The organism is Propionicimonas sp. (genome assembly GCF_047606205.1).
Taxonomy (GTDB): Bacteria; Actinomycetota; Actinomycetes; order Propionibacteriales; family Propionibacteriaceae; genus Propionicimonas.
Genome location: NZ_JASGES010000193.1, coordinates 1 through 16,744, shown reverse-complemented (window position 1 = coordinate 16,744; position 16,744 = coordinate 1). Strand labels below are relative to the sequence as shown.

The following is a 16,744-nucleotide window of genomic DNA, read 5'->3' as shown; positions in this document are numbered from 1 at the left end:
GCCGACGACCACTCCGGCGGGCGACTGGGCCGCCGGCTTCGTCGAGGCGGCGGCCGCCACCCTGGCCGGCGGCCGCGGTGCCCTCCTGCTCGCCCCGGACGCGCGCCACCTGGCCCCGCTCGAGGCAGCGGCCACGGCCAGGTTCGGACGCGGCAGCTTCGCCGTCCTCGCCGCGGACGCCGGCCCGGCGTCCCGCTACCGCAACTTCCTGGCCACCTCCCGCGGACGCGTCCGGCTCGCCCTCGGCACCAGGGCCGCGGTCTTCGCCCCCGTCCATGAGCTCGGCCTGGTCGCGCTGTGGGACGACGGCAACGACGCCTGGTCGGAACCCCACGCGCCCTACTGGCACGCCAGGGACGTCGCGGCCCTGCGCGCCCACCTGGAAGGCTGCGGCCTCCTCCTCGCCGGCCACGCGCGGACCGCGGAGGTGCAACAGCTCGTCGACCGTGGCTGGCTGGCTTCCCTCGCGCTGAGCCCCGCCGAGGCGCGGCGCGGGGCGGCAGCGGTGCGAACCACCGGCAGTGACCCGGGCCGTGACCCCCACGCCGCCACCGCCCGTCTGCCGCACGACGCCTTCAGTGCTGTCCGGGCCGGACTCGCCGCCGGGCCCGTGCTCATCCAGGTGCCGCGGGCCGGCTACCTGCCCGTGCTGGTGTGTGCGACCTGCCGGGCGCCGGCGAGGTGCCCCTCCTGCGGGCAGGGACTCTCCGACCCCTCCGGCAGCGGCCTGCGCTGCCGCTGGTGCGGTCCGCTGCTGAAGGCGTGGCGCTGCCCCGAGTGCGGCGGGACCCGGCTCCGCACCCCTGTGGTCGGGGTGGCGCGCACCGCCGAGGAGTTCGGCAAGGCCTTCCCGGGCACCCCCGTCCTGCAGGCCAGCGCCGACAAGCCGCTGGCCACGGTGAAGGACGAGCCCGCGCTCGTCCTGGCCACTCCCGGAGCGGCGCCGGTCGCCGCGGGAGGCTACTCCGCGGCGGTGCTCCTCGACGCCGAACTGATGCTCGGCCGGCCGGACCTGCGGGCGGGCGAGGAGGCCCTGCGCCGCTGGCTGGCCGTGGTGGCGCTGGTCCGTCCCGGCGCCCAGGGGGGGACGGTGGTCGCGGTCGCGGACCCCGGGCTGCGGGAGATCCAGGCCCTGCTCCGGCTCGACCCCGTGGGCTACGCGGAGCGGGAACTTCTCGACCGCGCATCGGCGGGCTTTCCCCCCGCGATCAAGCTGCTCACGATCGAGGGGGCGCCGGACGCCGTCGAGGCCGCGCGGATCGGCCTCGGGCTCGGTCTGGAGGCGGGGGACGCCCAGCTCGGCGTGCTCGGGCCCTTCGCCCTGCCCGGGGACGACGACCTGGCCCGGCTCACGCTGCGGGTACCGCTGGCGGAGGGCTCCGCCCTCGTGGCGCGGGTGCGCACGATGCTGTCGGTACGGGCCGCCAAGAAGGAGCCGCCGCTGCGCGTCCGGGTGGACCCGCAGGTGCTGGGCTGACCTGCCCCCACCGGACTGCCGGGAAGGGCCGCGCGGCACCACGGCGGCGCGCGTGCCGCGCGGCAGCCGAGGCGTCCGTCTAGGCTGGTGGTCATGCGCCTCGTGTTCGCCGGGACCCCGCAGGTGGCGGCGGACACCCTCCTTCAGTTGCTCGACCGGGGCCGCCACGATGTGGTCGCCGTGCTCACCAGGCCCGACGCTCCGCAGGGCCGCAGCGCGCGGCCGGTGCCCAGTCCGGTCGCCACCGTGGCCCTGGACCGGGGGATCGAGGTTCTGCGCCCGGTCCGGCCCGGTGACCCGGACCTGGCCACCCGCCTCGCCGAGCTCGCGCCCGACTGCTGCCCCATCGTCGCCTACGGCGGTCTGATCCCGCCTCGGTTGCTGGCCCTGCCCGGGAAGGGCTGGGTGAACGTGCACTTCTCGCTGCTGCCGCGCTGGCGGGGCGCGGCGCCCGTCCAGCACGCGATCCTCGCCGGTGACCAGGTCACCGGGGTGACCGTGTTCGAACTCGTCGAGGACCTGGACGCGGGCCCGGTGCTGGCCACCCGGACCTACCCGCTCGGCGGGCGCGAGACCTCCGGCGAGGTCCTGGCTGACCTGCAGGACATCGGCGCCGCCCTCCTGGCCGACACTCTCGATGCGGTCGAGGACGGCACGGCCACCCCGGTCGCCCAGCCGGTCGACGGCATCACGCTGGCGCCGAAGCTCACCGTCCCCGCCGCCCGGATCGACTGGGCGCAGCCCGCGGCCGCCATCGACCGGCAGGTCCGCGCGAACAACCCCTCACCCATGGCCTGGACCGACCTCCACGGCGAGCGACTCCGCGTGCTGCGCTCGGCCGTCGGCCCGGATGCGGGGCTGGCCCCGGGCGAGATCGTCCCTGCCAAGCGGGAGGTGCTGGTCGGCACCGGCGAGGGCAGCCTGGCCCTGCTCGAGGTGCAGCCGGCGGGCAGGAAGTCCCTGCCCGGACCGGACTGGGGACGTGGCCTGCGCGGGCCGCGCCGGCTCGCGTGAGCCGTCCGACCCGCCCGCGTCGACGCAGGGACGCCGCCCGTACCGTCGCCTACCGCGTGCTGCGGGCCGTCACCGCCGACGGCGCCTACGCCAATCTCGAACTCGCCCGGCGGCGCGCCGGCCTGTCCCCGGCCGATGCCGCCTTCGCGACCGAGCTGGTTGCGGGGACCTGCCGCGCGATGGGCACCTACGACAGGGTGGTCGAGCGGGCCTCGGGGCGCCCGCTGCGCAGCCTCCAGCCCGCCGTCCTCGACGTGCTGCGGCTGGGCACCCACCAGCTGCTGGCGATGCGGGTGCCCGCCCACGCCGCCCTGGCCACGAGCGTCGACCTGGCGGCACTCGAGGTGGGGGAGCGGGTCGCCGGCCTGGTGAACGCCGTGCTGCGGCGCGTCTCGGAGCGGGACGAGCAGGAGTGGCTTGAGCTGCTCTGCGCGGGGGAGGACGACCACGGCCGGCTCGCCCTGACCCGCTTCCATCCGCGCTGGATCGTGGAGGCGTGGTCCCGGGTCCTCCCCGCGGACGAACTCGAACCCGCGCTGGCGGCGGACAACGCCGCCCCGGTGCCGACCCTCGTCGTCCGGCCCGGCCTCGCCGGCGTGGCCGAGTTGGGCGGGCAGCCCGCGCGCTGGTCGCCGTACGGGGCCTACCGGGAGGGTGATCCGGGCATGGTGCCCGCCGTCGCGGAGGGTCGGGCCGGCGTCCAGGACGAGGGTTCCCAGCTGGTGGCGCTCGCGTTGGCCAGGGCCCAGACGCCGGCCGGACCGTGGCTCGACCTGTGTGCGGGGCCCGGCGGCAAGTCCGCCCTGCTCGCCGGTCTGGCCCGCCGGGCCGGGACCCGGCTGGTCGCCGCCGAACTGCAGGAGCACCGCGCCCGGCTCGTCGCGGAGAACCTCCGCGGCTACCCGGAGCCGCACCGCCCCGCCACCATCGTCGCCGACGGCACCCGTCCGGCCTGGCCGGAGGCGGCGTTCGCCCGAGTGCTCGCCGATGTGCCGTGCACGGGACTCGGCGCCCTGCGGCGCCGTCCGGAGAGCCGCTGGCGCCGCCGCCCGTCCGACCTTCCGGGCCTGACCGCGCTCCAGCGCGGCCTGCTCGCGACGGCTATCGCGTCCCTCCGCCCGGGCGGCGTGGTGGCCTACGTCACCTGCTCTCCGCACCCGGAGGAGACCTCCGCGGTGGTCGCGGACGCGCGGGGTGTGACCGTGCTGGATGCGGCCGCGTTGCTGCCGGAGGTACCCGACGCGTCCGCGGGGCCGTTCGTGCAGCTGTGGCCGCACCGGCACGGCACGGACGCGATGTTCCTCGCCCTGCTGCGGCGCGATCCGATCGCCTGACCCGGCTCGATAGAGTGCGGGCGTGGGAATCCGAATCACGCCGAGCATCCTGAACGCCGACCTGGCCGACCTGCGCCGCGAGATCGCGCGGATCCCCAGTTCGGACCTGATCCACCTCGACGTGATGGACAACCGGTTCGTGCCGAACCTCACCTTCGGCCTGCCGATGGTCGAGTGCATCCGGCAGGGCACCCAACGGCCCCTCGACATCCACCTGATGATCGCGGAGGTCGACCGGTGGGCACCGGGCTACGCGGAGGCCGGCGCGGAGTCGGTCACATTCCACGTCGAGGCGTCCGACGCTCCCGTCCGACTGGCCAGGGAGCTGCGCCGGCTCGGTGCCCGGGCGTCGATGGCCCTGCGGCCGGCCACCCCGATCGAGCCGTACGCCGATCTGCTGCCCGAGTTGGACATGGTGCTGCTGATGACGGTCGAGCCGGGCTTCGGCGGCCAGTCGTTCCTGGACGTGATGCTGCCGAAGATCCGCCGTACCCGGGCCCTCCTCGACGCGCACGGTGGCGACATCTGGCTGCAGGTCGACGGCGGCGTCTCGGAGGAGACCATCGACCGCTGCGTCCACGCGGGTGCGGACACCTTCGTCGCCGGCTCCGCCGTCTTCCGCGCCGACGACCCCGACGCGATGGTCCGCGCCCTCAAGGCCCAGGCGGAGGCCGCCCGCACGAAGTAATGCCAGCAAGAGCCGGTCATGGACCACATCGGGGACGGTTCCCTACTCGGTCCACCCCCACATGTTGTGGTCGTGCTGCAGGTGGACCGCAATAGGAACCGTCCCCGATGCGATGCGGTCCCGGTCAGCCGCGGTCCCGGTCAGCCGCGGCGGCGGTCGCGGCGGCGGAGGTAGCGCTCGAACTCTGCGGCGATGGAGTCCCCGGACGGCGCGGGGGTGTCGGCGTCGCTGCGCTCCTCGAGGGCAGCGACGTAGCTGGCGATGTCGGGGTCGTCGGAGACCAGCTCGTCGACCTGCTCCACCCAACGGGTGGCGTCCTCGGTGAGCTCGCCGGCGTCCAGGGGCAGGTTGAGCACGTCCTCGACGCGGGTGAGCAGCGCCAGCGCGGCCTTCGGGTTGGGCGGCTCCGCCACATAGTGGGGTACCGACGCCCACAGGGAGACGACCGGGAAGCCGAGCTGCGCGCACTCGTGGGAGAGGACGCCGACGATCCCGGTCGGCCCCTCGTAGTCGGAGATCTCCAGACCGAGGTCCTCGCCGAGTCGCGTGCTGCTCGCCGTGCCGCTGACCGGCACCGGGCGGGTGTGCGGGGTGTCGGTCAGCATGGCGCCCAGCAGCACCACCATCTCGGGGTTCACCGAACGCAGCATCGACAACAACCGGGCGATGTACTCCTGCCAGCGGTAGTTCGGCTCCGGTCCTCCGATCAGCACCAGGTCCCGCTCGGGGAGTTCCGCCACCAGCACCTCGGTGGTCGGCCATTCCAGCACCCGCTCGCCGTCCACCGTCCGGGTGGTCGGCCGGTTCACCTGGAAGTCGTAGAACTCCTCCGGGTCGATCGCGAACTCGAGCCGCGCCTTGTAGTGGTCGACCAGGTGGTCGATCACTCCGCTGGCCGCCTCCCCGGCGTCGTTCCAGCCGCCGAACGCTGCCACGACGGCCGGGTTGCGCAACCCCCTGAGCCCACGAGCGTCTGCCATGGCGACCACTGTAGGCCGACTCGCCTATTCTGCTCACCATGACCCGCGACCTCCGCTCGGCCCTGACCACCCGCGTCCTGGTGGCCGACGGCGGGATGGGGACGATGCTGCAGTCCTACGACCTCGGCCTGGCCGACTTCCAGGGCCTCGAGGGCTGCAACGAGGTGCTCAACGCGACCCGCCCGGACGTCGTCGGCGCCATCCACACCGCCTACCTCGAGGCCGGCGCGGACTGCATCGAGACCAACACCTTCGGGGCGAACCTGTCCGCACTGGGGGAGTACGACGCGATCGGGCGGATCGCGGAGCTCGCCGGGGCGGGTGCCCGGATCGCGCGCGAGGCGGCGGACGCGGCCGCCACCCCCGAGCGTCCCCGCTTCGTCCTGGGCAGCATGGGTCCGGGCACCAAGCTGCCGAGTCTCGGCCACGTCAGTTACGCCGAACTGCGGGACGCCTACCAGGTGCAGGCGGACGCGATGGTGGCTGGAGGCGTCGACGGCTTCCAGATCGAGACCTGCCAGGACCTCCTCCAGACCAGGGCGGCCGTCAACGGCGCCCGCAGGGCGCGGGCCGCGTCCGGACGGGATCTGCCCATCTTCGTGAACGTCACCGTGGAGACCTCCGGCACGATGCTGCTCGGCAGCGAGATCGGCGCGGCCCTCACCGCGCTGGAGCCGCTCGAGATCGACGCGATCGGACTGAACTGCGGCACCGGCCCCACCGAGATGAGCGAGCACCTGCGCCACCTCGCCCGGCACGCGCGGATCTCGCTGGTGTGCATGCCGAACGCCGGCCTGCCCGAACTCACCCCCGACGGCGCGCGCTACCCGATGGGGCCGCAGGAGTTCGTCGACTACCTCGCCCAGTACACCGCCGAGTTCGGGCTGAACCTGGTCGGGGGCTGCTGCGGCACGACCCCGGCCCACATCGCCCTGCTGGCCGCCACCGTGGGCGGCACGACGCCGACGCCGCGCCAGCCCGTCCACCTGTCCGCGGTGTCCTCGCTGTACGCCGAGGTTCCGCTGCGCCAGGACACCAGCTACCTGTCGATCGGCGAGCGCACCAACGCGAACGGCTCCAAGGCGTTCCGGGAGGCCATGCTCGCCGAGAACTGGGCCGACTGCCTCGACATCGCCAAGCAGCAGAGCAGGGACGGCGCGCACCTGCTGGACCTCTGCGTGGACTACGTCGGACGCAGCGGCACCGCGGACATGGCCGCGCTCGCGTCCCGGATCGGCACCGGCGTCGCCCTGCCCGTGATGCTCGACTCCACCGAGCCCGCCGTCCTCCAGGCCGGCCTGGAGCTGCTCGGCGGCCGGTCGGCGATCAACTCGGTCAACTTCGAGGACGGCGAGGGGCCCGACTCCCGCTACGCGCGGGTGATGCCCCTGGTGAAGGAGCACGGCACCGCCGTCGTCGCACTGACCATCGACGAGGAGGGCCAGGCCAGGACCGCCGAGTGGAAGGTGCGGGTGGCCGAGCGGCTGATCGCCGACCTGACCGGCACCTGGGGCATGGACGTCGAGGACATCATCGTCGACTGCCTGACCTTCCCGATCGCCACCGGGCAGGAGGAGACCCGCCGCGACGCGCTCGAGACCATCGAGGCGATCCGGCGGGTGACCACCGCCCATCCGGGCATTCACACCACGCTGGGGGTGTCGAACGTGTCGTTCGGCCTGAACCCGGCGGCCCGCCAGGTGCTGAACTCGGTCTTCCTGCACGAGTGCGTGCAGGCCGGCCTCGACTCGGGGATCGTCCCTGCCGCCCGGATCCTGCCGATCGCACGGATCCCGGAGGACCAGCGGCAGGTCGCGGAGGACCTCGTCTACGACCGCCGCCGCGAGGGCTACGATCCCCTGACCCGCTTCCTGGAGCTGTTCGAGGGTGTCACCACCGCGGGGGAGAAGGAGGCGCGGGCCGCCGAACTGGCCGCGCTGCCGGTCGCCGAGCGGCTGCAGCGCCGGATCGTCGACGGCGACCCGAAGGGGCTGGAGGCCGACCTCGACGAGGCGCTCACCGCCAAGCCGGGCCTGGCGATCATCAACGACGACCTGCTCGCCGGCATGAAGGTCGTCGGTGAGCTGTTCGGCTCGGGCCGGATGCAGCTGCCGTTCGTGCTCGGCTCCGCCGAGGTGATGAAGTCGGCCGTGCGCTACCTGGAGCCGCACCTGGACAAGGCCGACACCGGCGGCAAAGGGACGCTGGTGATCGCTACGGTGAAGGGCGACGTCCACGACATCGGCAAGAACCTGGTCGACATCATCCTCACCAACAACGGCTACACCGTGGTCAACCTCGGCATCAAGCAGCCGGTGAGCGCAATCATCGAGGCCGCGCTCGTGCACAACGCCGACGCCATCGGCATGTCCGGTCTGCTGGTGAAATCGACGGTGGTGATGCGGGACAACCTGGAGGAGCTCAACAAGCGGGGACTGGCCGAGTTCCCCGTCCTGCTCGGCGGCGCGGCCCTGACCAGGGCGTTCGTCGAGGAGGACCTCAACGACCTGTACCAGGGCGAGGTCCGCTACGCGAGGGACGCCTTCGAGGGCCTGGCCCTGATGGAGAAGGTCGTCGCCGTGAAGCGGGGCGAGCCCGGCGCCGCGCTGCCCGCACCGCGCCGTCGGCGCGTGGCGGCGAAGCCGCGTCCCGAACCCGAGCAGGAGGGCGCCGACTCCACCGAGCGCTCCGGCGTCGCCAGGGGGGCGGACGTGAGCGTCCCCGCCCCGCCGTTCTGGGGCAGCAGGGTGGTGAAGGGCCTGAAACTGGCCGAGGTCGCTGGCTGGCTGGACGAGCGTGCCACCTTCATGGGTCAGTGGGGGCTGCGCGGGACGCCGGGCGGTGCCAGCTACGAGGAGATGGTGGAGTCGGAGGGACGTCCGCGGCTGCGGCACTGGCTCGACCGGATCCACACCGACTCCCTGGTCGAGCCCTCCGTCGTCTACGGCTACTGGCCCTGCCACTCCGAGGGCAACACGCTGGTCCTCGGCGAGCCGGGCGACCCGGGGCGCGAAGCCACCCGGTTCACCTTCCCGCGGCAGACCAGGGACCGGCGGCTGTGCCTGGCCGACTTCTTCCGCGATGCGGACGAGGCCGCAGCGGACGGACCGGACGTGATCGCCCTGCAGCTGGTCACGATGGGCTCGGCGGTGGCCAGGGCGACGGCGAAATTGTTCTCCGCCGACGCCTACCGCGACTACCTGGAGCTGCACGGGCTCAGCGTCCAGCTGACCGAGGCGCTCGCCGAGTACTGGCACGCCCGCGTCCGCGCGGAACTGGGCCTGGGTGGCGACGGCGACGTGGACGCGATGATCCGTGACCAGGCCTACCGGGGCTCCCGCTACTCCTTCGGCTACCCCGCCTGCCCCGATCTGGCCGACCGCGCGAAGCTCGTCGCGCTGCTGCGGCCGGAACGGATCGGCGTCGAGCTCAGCGAGGAACTGCAGCTCCACCCCGAGCAGTCGACCGACGCGATCGTCGTGCACCACCCGGAGGCCAGGTACTTCAATGCGCGTTGATCGACCCCCACGTCACGTCCGTCACGCCCGTCGTGGCGTCGTGGCGGGCCTGCTTGCCCTCGGCGTCCTGCTCGCCGCCTGCACGACCCCCACCACGGTGGTGCCGACCCAGACCCCCTCGCCGTCGGCGACTCCGCGACCGTTCACGATCGTGACCACCGGCGCCGTCACCTCCGCCGACCCGGCGGTGGCCACCGGCTACACCGACTCCATGGTCGTGACCAGCGTCTACCAGCGGCTGATGATGGTGCTGCCCGACACCGGGGAGCTGAAGCCGGACGCGGCCACCGACTGCCTGTTCACCTCCAAGCTCGTCTACGAGTGCACGCTCCCCGACGACCTGTCCTTCCACAACGGGCACGTGCTGGACTCCAGCGACGTCCGGTTCAGCATCCAGCGGGCCCTGCGCCTGGACGCCGCCGGGACCTCGATCGGACTGCTCTCGGCGCTGAAGCAGATCGAGACGCCCGACGCCCACACCGTCCGGTTCGAGCTGTCCTGGCCGGACAACCAGTTCGGCTACGCGCTGGCCGGGCAGGCCGCCTCGATCGTGGATGAGGAGGCCTTCGACCCCGACAGCGCGCTCCCACTGGAGACGCTCCCGGTCGGCTCGGGGCCCTACGAGGTGCAGACGATCACCGACGAGGCGGTCAGCTTCACCCGCTTCGAGAAGTACCTCGGGCCCAAGACCGGGCTGCTGGCCGACCTCACGCTGCAGATCGTCGCGGACTCGGTCGCCGCGGAGGCGGTGATCGCCGACGGCACGGCGGACGCGGTGTGGCGCAGCCTGGACGCCGCCGCGCTGCAGCGGGTGACCGACGAGATCGCCGGCAGCTCCGCGAAGGCCACCGCGACCGGCTTCACCCGGTACGCGCTGCCCGGCACCCGGATCACGCAACTGGTGTGGAATGAGAACTCGCGGTTGCGCAGGAACGCCCGACTCAGGGAAGGAGTCGCGAAGGCGCTCCAGCCCGACCGGACGCTGGACTCGATCGTCCCGGTCGGCGTGGCCGATCACGCCACGTCGTTCCTGATCGGCGGGCGCACGAAACTGCCCCACCTCGACGGGAGCCGGATCATCATGACCCTGGGCTACAGCCCCTCGGCCCCCGGGCAGGCCGACCAGGCGAGCATCATCCGAGACCGGATCGAGGGGCTCGGCGGGGTCAGCGTCCGGCTGGTCAGCGGCGGGACCGCTGACCTCTACCTCACCGATTTCCCGGCCTGGGTGAACAACGCCACCGGCTGGCTGCAGCGCTACCTCGAGCGTCCGCTCTCGGCCAGCGCCGACAAGCTGGAGCTCCTGGAGACCCGGGCCCGCACCACCAGCGGCGAGTCCCGGACGGCGGTGCTGACCGAGATCCAGCTGCAGGCCGCCGCCGACGCCACCGTGCTGCCGGTCTCGCAGGGCGACGGCATCCTCTTCCTCGGCAAGGACGTGAAGCTGATCGGGGACGCCTTCGGCAGCGGCCAGATGCTCGGGCTGTGGGGGTTCGTCCGTGGCTGAGTTGAGCGGCGTGCACACCGGCCCGCTGGTGGCCGGCGAACGCGTGACACTGAGCGACCCGAAGGGCCGGCGACACTCGATCCTGCTCACCCCCCAGGGGGTGTTCCACACGACCAGGGGGGCGATCAGCCACGACGACCTGATCGGCGCGCCGGAGGGGACGGTGGTGCGTTCGGCGGGGGGCGTGGACTACCTCGCCTTCCGGGCGCTGCTGGAGGAGTTCACGGTGACGATGCCGCGCGGCGCCACCGTGGTGTACCCGAAGGACGCCGCCCACATCCTCGTCCAGACCGACATCTTCCCCGGCGCGCGGGTGCTGGAGGCGGGGGCCGGGTCGGGAGCCCTGAGCATCTTCCTGCTTCGCGCCGTCGGGAGCTCCGGTCGGGTCTACTCCTACGAGCGGCGCCCGGAGTTCGCGGCGATCGCCCGCCGCAACGTGACCGCCTTCTTCGGCGCCGAGCATCCGGCGTGGGAACTGCGCGAGGGGAACCTCGCCGAGGACATCGGGCCGGAGCCGGTCGACCGGGCGGTCCTGGACATGCTCGCCCCGTGGGAGTGCGTGGACGCCGTCGCCGGCGTCCTCGAGCCCGGCGGCCTGCTGTGCTGCTACGTCGCCACCACCACCCAGCTGGGCCGGACGATGGACACGCTGCGCGCGCACGGCGGCTTCACCGAGCCGGTCGGTCGGGAGTACTCGGCGCGGGAGTGGCATGCGGAGGGCCTCGCCGTCCGTCCCGGCCACGGCACCAGCGGCCACACCGGCTTCCTGGTCTTCACCCGCCGCCTCGCGCCGGGGGTGGTCGCACCGCTGCGTCGGCGCCGGCCCGCGCCCGGCGCCTACGGACCCGACTACACCGGCCCCAGGCCTGCGGGGGTGGGGAGCGAGCCGGCCGATGCCTGAACCCGCAGAACTCGCGCGGCGGCTGGCCGAGGCGAACCGGCTCCTGGAGGCGAGGGCCCGGGCCCTCGACCTCGCCGAGCGCAGACTGGCCGACGCCCGCGCCGACACCCGCACGCTCGCCGCGACCAACGAGAAGCTCAACAGCACGCTCACCGCGGCCAGGGAGTCGCTGGTGACGCTGCGCGAGCACCTGGACGCCCTGGCGAGCCCTCCGAACTCGTTCGGTCACGTGGTCGGGGTGGCCGCGGAGGGCGTCGACATCGCGACCGGTGGCCGGCTGCTGCGCTGCGCGGTGAGCCCCGAACTGCCCAGCGACACCCTGGTGGTGGGCGCCCGGGTCCTGCTGAACGAGGCCCTGCTGGTGGTCGGGATGGTCGAGGACCTCCCGGCGGGCGAGACCGCCCGAGTGGCCGAGGTGCTCGCGGACGGACGCCTCCTGGTGACCGCGGCCTCCGGTGAGGAACTGGTGCTGCTGCCTTCGGCCACCCTCGACGTCGCGGCACTGCGTCCCGGGGCCACGCTGCGGACCGACCGGCGTGCCCTGCTGGCCCTCGATGTCGTGCCGCGCAGCGAGGTGGCCGACCTCACCCTCGAGGAGGTCCCCGACGTGACCTATGCCGACATCGGCGGCCTGGGCGCGCAGATCGAGCAGATCCGAGACGCCGTCGAACTTCCGTTCCGGCACCGCGACCTGTTCGCCGAGTTCGGGCTGCGGCCCCCACGCGGCGTCCTGCTGTACGGCCCGCCCGGCTGCGGCAAGACCATGATCGCGAAGGCGGTCGCGAACTCGGCCGGCAGCCACTTCCTCAACATCAAGGGCCCCGAACTGCTCGACAAGTACGTGGGCGAGACCGAACGGCAGCTGCGGGCGATCTTCGCCCGCGCGAAGCAGCACGCCACCTCCGGACGGCCGGTGATCGTCTTCTTCGACGAGATGGACGCGCTGTTCCGCACCCGTGGCAGCGGGGTCTCCTCCGACGTCGAGTCCACGGTGGTGCCGCAGCTGCTCAGCGAGATCGACGGCGTGGAGGCCCTCGCCAACGTGATCGTGATCGGCGCGACGAACCGCGAGGACCTGATCGACCCGGCGATCCTGCGCGCCGGCCGCCTCGACGTCAAGATCAGGCTGGACCGTCCCGACCGGGTCGCCGCCGCGCAGATCCTCGACCGCTACCTCACCGACCGGACGCCCCTGAACCCCGGCGGTGCCGACGCCGCGGAGTTCCGCAGGTCGCTCGTGGAGGCGGTGGTCGACCGCCTCTACGAGCGCTCCGACGCCAACCGGTTCATCGAGGTCACCTACGCCGGTGGCGACCGGGAGGTCCTCCACGTCGCGGACTTCGTCTCCGGAGCGATGCTGGCCGGCATCGTGGGCAGGGCGAAGAAGGCGGCGATCAAGGAGGTCATCCAGGGCGGGGCGCGCGGCGTCCGCCTCGACCACGTGCTCGCCGCCTGCACGGCGGAGATCGTCGAGAACGGGGAACTGCCCAACACGACCAACCCCGACGACTGGGCACGCGTCTGTGGCCGCAAGGGCGAACGGATCGTCTTCCTGCGCACCCTCACCGGCTCGCGCGCCATCGAACCGTGACCGCCGGCCGCATCCTCGGCATCGAGACCGAGTACGGCATCCATGCGCCGGGCGCCCCCGGCATCCATCCCTCGGTGCTCAGCGCAGCCGTCGTCGCCGGCTACCCGGGTCTCGCGACCGGGACCGCCCTGGACTGGGCGGAGGACATCCCGATCGAGGACGCGCACAACCGCGTCCTCGCCAACGGAGCCCGGCTCTACGTGGACCACGCCCACCCCGAGTATGCCGGGCCGGAGGTGACCAGCGCGCGGGCCGCTGCCACCCACGACGTGGCAGGCGACGCGGTCGTCGTGGCGGCAGCGCGCGCGGCGTCCCGGCAGCTCGGGGTCGAGATCGGCATCTACAAGAACAACACCGACTCCCACGGCGCGTCCTACGGCTGCCACGAGAACCACCTCGTGCCCCGGGCGGTGCCGTGGGACGCGATCCTCGCCGCGCTGCCGGCCTTCCTCGTCTCGCGGACGGTCCTGGTCGGTGCCGGACGGGTCGGGATCGGCCGGCACGGTGAGCGGCCGGGCTTCCAGCTGAGCCAGCGGGCGGATTTCTTCGAGGCGTTGGAGGGCATTCAGACCACGCGGCGGCGTCCGCTGGTGAACACGAGGGACGAGCCGCACGCGCCCGCTGCCCGCTGGCGTCGCCTGCACGTGATCACCGGTGACGCGAACCGCACCCGCTACACCACCTGGCTGAAAGCCGGCACCCTGGCCGCCGTCCTCACCGCGCTCGGCGGGGACGCGCTTCCCGGGCTGGCGCTGGCGAGCCCGGTCGAGGCGTTCGGGGAGGTCAGCCACGACGTCGGGCTGCGCCGCCCCATCCGGCTGGTGGACGGTCGCCGCCTCACCGCTCTTGACCTGCAGGAGGCGCTGTGGCAGGCGGTGGACGCCGACGCGGCCCGACGCCCCGAGGCGTACGAGAACGATGTCGTCCGGGCCTGGGGGGAGGTTCTCGACGACCTGCGCAGCGACCCGGACCGGTGCGCCGACCGGCTCGACTGGGTGGCGAAGCGCGGGCTGCTGGACGCCTACGCCGCCCGTCACGGCCTGGACTGGGGGAGCCCGAGGCTCGCCCAGCTCGACCTGGCCTGGTCCCGCCTGGACCGGCCGGGACCGTGGGACGCCCTCGCCGCCGCGGGCCGGCTCCGGGAGGTCGGCACCGACGAGGAGGTGCGCCGGGCGCTGGCGCAGCCACCGTCCGACACCAGGGCGTGGACGCGCGGCCGGGTGGTCGCCGCCGTCCCGGGGAGGGTCGGCGGCGCGGCGTGGGAGTGGATGCTGGTGGAGGACGCGGACGGTGTCCGCCGCCGGCTCGACCTCGCCGAACCCGCCGCGCACACGCGCGCCGAGGTGGGTGATCTCGCCGATGCCGCGGCGATCGACGCCCTGCTGCGTGCCGGCGTCGCCGCTCGGCACCAGTAAGCTGTCGGCGCCCGAAGGAACAGACAGGAGGAACCGTGGCCGAGCGGCTCCCGCGCGAACAGCTCCGTCGCCAGCCGGCTGTCCGGCGCGTCGACGAGGTGGGGGAGACCGCCCCGAGTGCTCCGGCGGCGGTCGACTACGACGCGATTCTCGACCAGATCGACGCGGTTCTGGAGTCCGACGCGGAGGAGTACGTCCGCTCCTTCGTGCAGAAGGGCGGTCAGTGAACACCCGCTGGAGTTCCCCTCCTCCGCGGCGTTCTCCCCAGCTCCTGAGCGGGAGCCGCGGATGAGCGTCCACGATCGCGAGCTGTCCCCGGCACTGGTGGTCGGCACCGGCCTGGTCGGTGCGTCGGTCGCCCACGCGCTGACCCGGGCCGGCATCAGCGTGCACCTGCAGGACAAGGTGTCCAGCCACGCGCGCGTGGCCGCGTCGCGGGGCGCCGGCACCACCGCCGCGCCCGACCCGGAGCAGGTCAGGCTGGTCGTCGTCGCCGTTCCCCCGGGCGCACTGCCGAAGGTGATCGCCCGGGCCCTGGCGACCTACCCGCACGCCACCGTGACCGACGTCGGCTCGGTGAAGGGCACTGTCCTGGCCGCCTTGCGGCGGACCGACGTGGACCTGTCCCGCTACGTGGGTTCGCACCCGATGGCCGGGTCGCAGCGGGTGGGCCCGCTGACGGCGAGCGCCGACCTGTTCATCGACCGCACCTGGGTGGTCACGCCGCACGACACCTCCGCCGCGCACGCCGTGCTCGACGTGCAGGAGGTGGCCCGGATCTGCGGCGCACGCCGGGTGACGATGGGTGCGGCGCACCACGACGAGGCCGTTGCGCAGGTGTCGCACCTGCCACACCTGGTCTCGGTACTGATGGCGGGGACGCTCACCCGGGTCCCTCCGGAGCACCTGCAGCTGGCCGGCCAGGGCGTCCGCGACGTCACCAGGATCGCGGGGTCCGACCCGGAGCTGTGGCAGCAGATCATCGGCGCGAACGCGGTCGCCGTTCGGCACGAGCTGGAGGCGATCCGGGGGGACCTCGACGTGATGCTGGCCGCCCTGGCCGACGGTGACGTGTCCGCCGTCCTCGACCGGGGCCGGGAGGGGACACGGGCGCTGCCCGGCAAGCACGGCCTGAACGCGACCAGCTATGCCCACGTGGTGGTCGAGATCCCCGACGCCCCGGGTGCGCTGGCGCGATTGTTCCGGGACATCGAGGCGGCAGGGGTCAACGTGGAGGACCTGTCCATCGAGCACGACGTGGCCCGGGAGGTGGGCTGGCTGTCCGTGCAGGTCGCCCCCGATCTGGCGGCCGAGCTGGCCGGCGCGATGGTCGCGGCCGGCTGGACCGTCCGCGACCACGATCCGCAACTGTGACAAGGAGACGCACGTGCCGGCTGACCGACTGGTGATCGCGATCGACGGGCCGAGTGGCTCGGGGAAGTCCTCGGCCGCGAAGGGTGTGGCGAGGTCGCTCGGCCTGGCCTACCTGGACACGGGCGCGATGTACCGCGCGGTGACGTGGGCGCTGCTGCGGGCCGGCGTCGATCCGTCCGACCGGGACGCGGTGATCGCCTCCACCCGGGACGCCGACCTGGAGATCAGCCTCGACCCGGACGCGCCGTGGGTTCGCGTGAACGGCCAGGACGTGACCGACGCGATCCGCGAACCGGGGATCTCGGCGACGGTCAGCGCGGTGGCGACCCTGCCCGAGTGCAGGGCGAACCTGGTCGAGCGGCAGCGGGCGATCATCGAGGCGGCGCCTGCGGGGATCGTGGCCGAGGGTCGCGACATCACGACCGTGGTGGCGCCGGACGCGGATGTCCGGCTGCTCCTGACCGCGGACCCGGAGATCAGGATGGCCCGCCGCAAGGCCGAGCTGGGCGGCAAGGTGGACGCCGAGGCGCTCGCCGACCAGGTGCTGCGCCGCGACGCCGACGACTCCACCCTGGTGAACTTCACCACCGCGGCCGACGGCGTCACCCATCTCGACGGCACCTACCTCACGCTGGAGGGCACCATTCAGGCCATCCTCGACCTGGTCGCGCGCACCGCGCGCTGAGCACCGGCGCACCGCACCGCGGCGGCGGCCGCGAGGAGTCGCCGCAGACCCGCCGGGTCACGAAGGGACGCCGTCGCCCCTCACTGCGGGCTCGGTCAGCGCCCGCCGCGGCGTCCACACCCTCCGGACGGCGATCCACACGAGGGCGACCAGGGCCAGCGGAGAGAGCTGCAGGTGAGTGCCGGTGGCGATCGCGGTGCCGAGGGCGGGCAGCAGCCAGGCGACCACCAGGACCTCGCGGTCGCCCTTGCGCCACCCGT

Annotated in this window: 13 protein-coding genes and 1 pseudogene; 12 read left to right on the top strand and 2 right to left on the bottom strand. The window is 73.4% G+C overall.

Going from position 1 to position 16,744, the window contains the following annotated elements:
* The 4 genes from QM633_RS12190 to rpe all read left to right on the top strand — a co-directional run.
* On the top strand, positions 1 to 1,477 hold a 1,477-nt coding region (locus tag QM633_RS12190; protein ID WP_415154029.1), incomplete at its 5' end, for a hypothetical protein.
* A gap of 93 nt (positions 1,478 to 1,570) precedes the next feature.
* Entirely contained in the window at positions 1,571 to 2,491 is a 921-nt protein-coding gene (gene fmt / locus QM633_RS12185; RefSeq protein WP_415154028.1) for a methionyl-tRNA formyltransferase, read from the top strand.
* The gene (locus tag QM633_RS12180) at positions 2,488 to 3,825 is read left to right on the top strand and encodes an RsmB/NOP family class I SAM-dependent RNA methyltransferase (protein ID WP_415154027.1); all 1,338 of its coding nucleotides are present in this window, start codon (positions 2,488 to 2,490) and stop codon (positions 3,823 to 3,825) included. Before fmt ends, QM633_RS12180 begins: the two co-directional genes overlap by 4 nt.
* Before the next feature lie 22 nt (positions 3,826 to 3,847).
* Entirely contained in the window at positions 3,848 to 4,513 is a 666-nt protein-coding gene (gene rpe, locus QM633_RS12175) for a ribulose-phosphate 3-epimerase (RefSeq protein WP_415154026.1), read from the top strand.
* Positions 4,514 to 4,653: 140 nt separating this feature from the next.
* On the opposite strand, the gene QM633_RS12170 is transcribed toward rpe, so the two are convergent.
* Complete coding sequence (locus tag QM633_RS12170; protein WP_415154025.1) at positions 4,654 to 5,493, bottom strand: PAC2 family protein; 840 nt, start codon at positions 5,491 to 5,493, stop codon at positions 4,654 to 4,656.
* Positions 5,494 to 5,531: 38 nt separating this feature from the next.
* Between QM633_RS12170 and metH the strand changes: the two genes are divergently transcribed.
* From metH to cmk, 8 genes and pseudogenes are all read left to right on the top strand, one after another.
* Positions 5,532 to 9,011, top strand: a complete 3,480-nt coding sequence (metH, locus tag QM633_RS12165; protein ID WP_415154024.1) for a methionine synthase — start codon at positions 5,532 to 5,534, stop codon at positions 9,009 to 9,011.
* A 40-nt stretch (positions 9,012 to 9,051) separates the two neighbouring features.
* A complete protein-coding gene (locus QM633_RS12160; protein ID WP_415154023.1) occupies positions 9,052 to 10,518 on the top strand; it encodes an ABC transporter substrate-binding protein in 1,467 nt (488 codons plus the stop codon).
* A gap of 19 nt (positions 10,519 to 10,537) precedes the next feature.
* A pseudogene (locus tag QM633_RS12155) lies at positions 10,538 to 11,419 on the top strand (tRNA (adenine-N1)-methyltransferase); the annotation flags it as partial.
* Positions 11,412 to 13,010 carry a proteasome ATPase gene (gene arc / locus QM633_RS12150; protein ID WP_415154022.1) on the top strand — a complete coding sequence of 533 codons (1,599 nt, stop codon included), beginning with the start codon at positions 11,412 to 11,414 and terminating at the stop codon, positions 13,008 to 13,010. The pseudogene QM633_RS12155 and the gene arc, both read left to right, overlap by 8 nt.
* Entirely contained in the window at positions 13,007 to 14,425 is a 1,419-nt protein-coding gene (locus QM633_RS12145) for a proteasome accessory factor PafA2 family protein (RefSeq protein ID WP_415154021.1), read from the top strand. Before arc ends, QM633_RS12145 begins: the two co-directional genes overlap by 4 nt.
* 98 nt (positions 14,426 to 14,523) lie before the next feature.
* Positions 14,524 to 14,652, top strand: coding sequence for a ubiquitin-like protein Pup (locus QM633_RS12140; RefSeq protein ID WP_415154030.1), 129 nt, complete (start codon positions 14,524 to 14,526; stop codon positions 14,650 to 14,652).
* Positions 14,653 to 14,713: 61 nt separating this feature from the next.
* On the top strand, positions 14,714 to 15,799 hold the full coding sequence (locus tag QM633_RS12135; protein WP_415154020.1) for a prephenate dehydrogenase: 1,086 nt from the start codon (positions 14,714 to 14,716) through the stop codon (positions 15,797 to 15,799).
* Positions 15,800 to 15,812: 13 nt separating this feature from the next.
* Positions 15,813 to 16,484: a (d)CMP kinase gene (gene cmk / locus QM633_RS12130; protein ID WP_415154019.1), complete on the top strand. Its 672-nt coding sequence runs from the start codon at positions 15,813 to 15,815 to the stop codon at positions 16,482 to 16,484.
* A gap of 57 nt (positions 16,485 to 16,541) precedes the next feature.
* Here the strand turns inward: cmk and QM633_RS12125 are convergent.
* Positions 16,542 to 16,744 (bottom strand): hypothetical protein (locus QM633_RS12125; protein WP_415154018.1); only part of this gene is annotated, 203 nt, incomplete at its 5' end.

Coding starts and splice junctions, on each gene's coding strand:
- fmt (WP_415154028.1), top strand. CDS start 1,571: ATGCGCCTCGTGTTCGCCGGGACCCCGCAGGTGGCGGCGGACACCCTC.
- QM633_RS12135 (WP_415154020.1), top strand. CDS start 14,714: ATGAGCGTCCACGATCGCGAGCTGTCCCCGGCACTGGTGGTCGGCACC.
- QM633_RS12170 (WP_415154025.1), bottom strand. CDS start 5,493: ATGGCAGACGCTCGTGGGCTCAGGGGGTTGCGCAACCCGGCCGTCGTG.
- arc (WP_415154022.1), top strand. CDS start 11,412: ATGCCTGAACCCGCAGAACTCGCGCGGCGGCTGGCCGAGGCGAACCGG.
- metH (WP_415154024.1), top strand. CDS start 5,532: ATGACCCGCGACCTCCGCTCGGCCCTGACCACCCGCGTCCTGGTGGCC.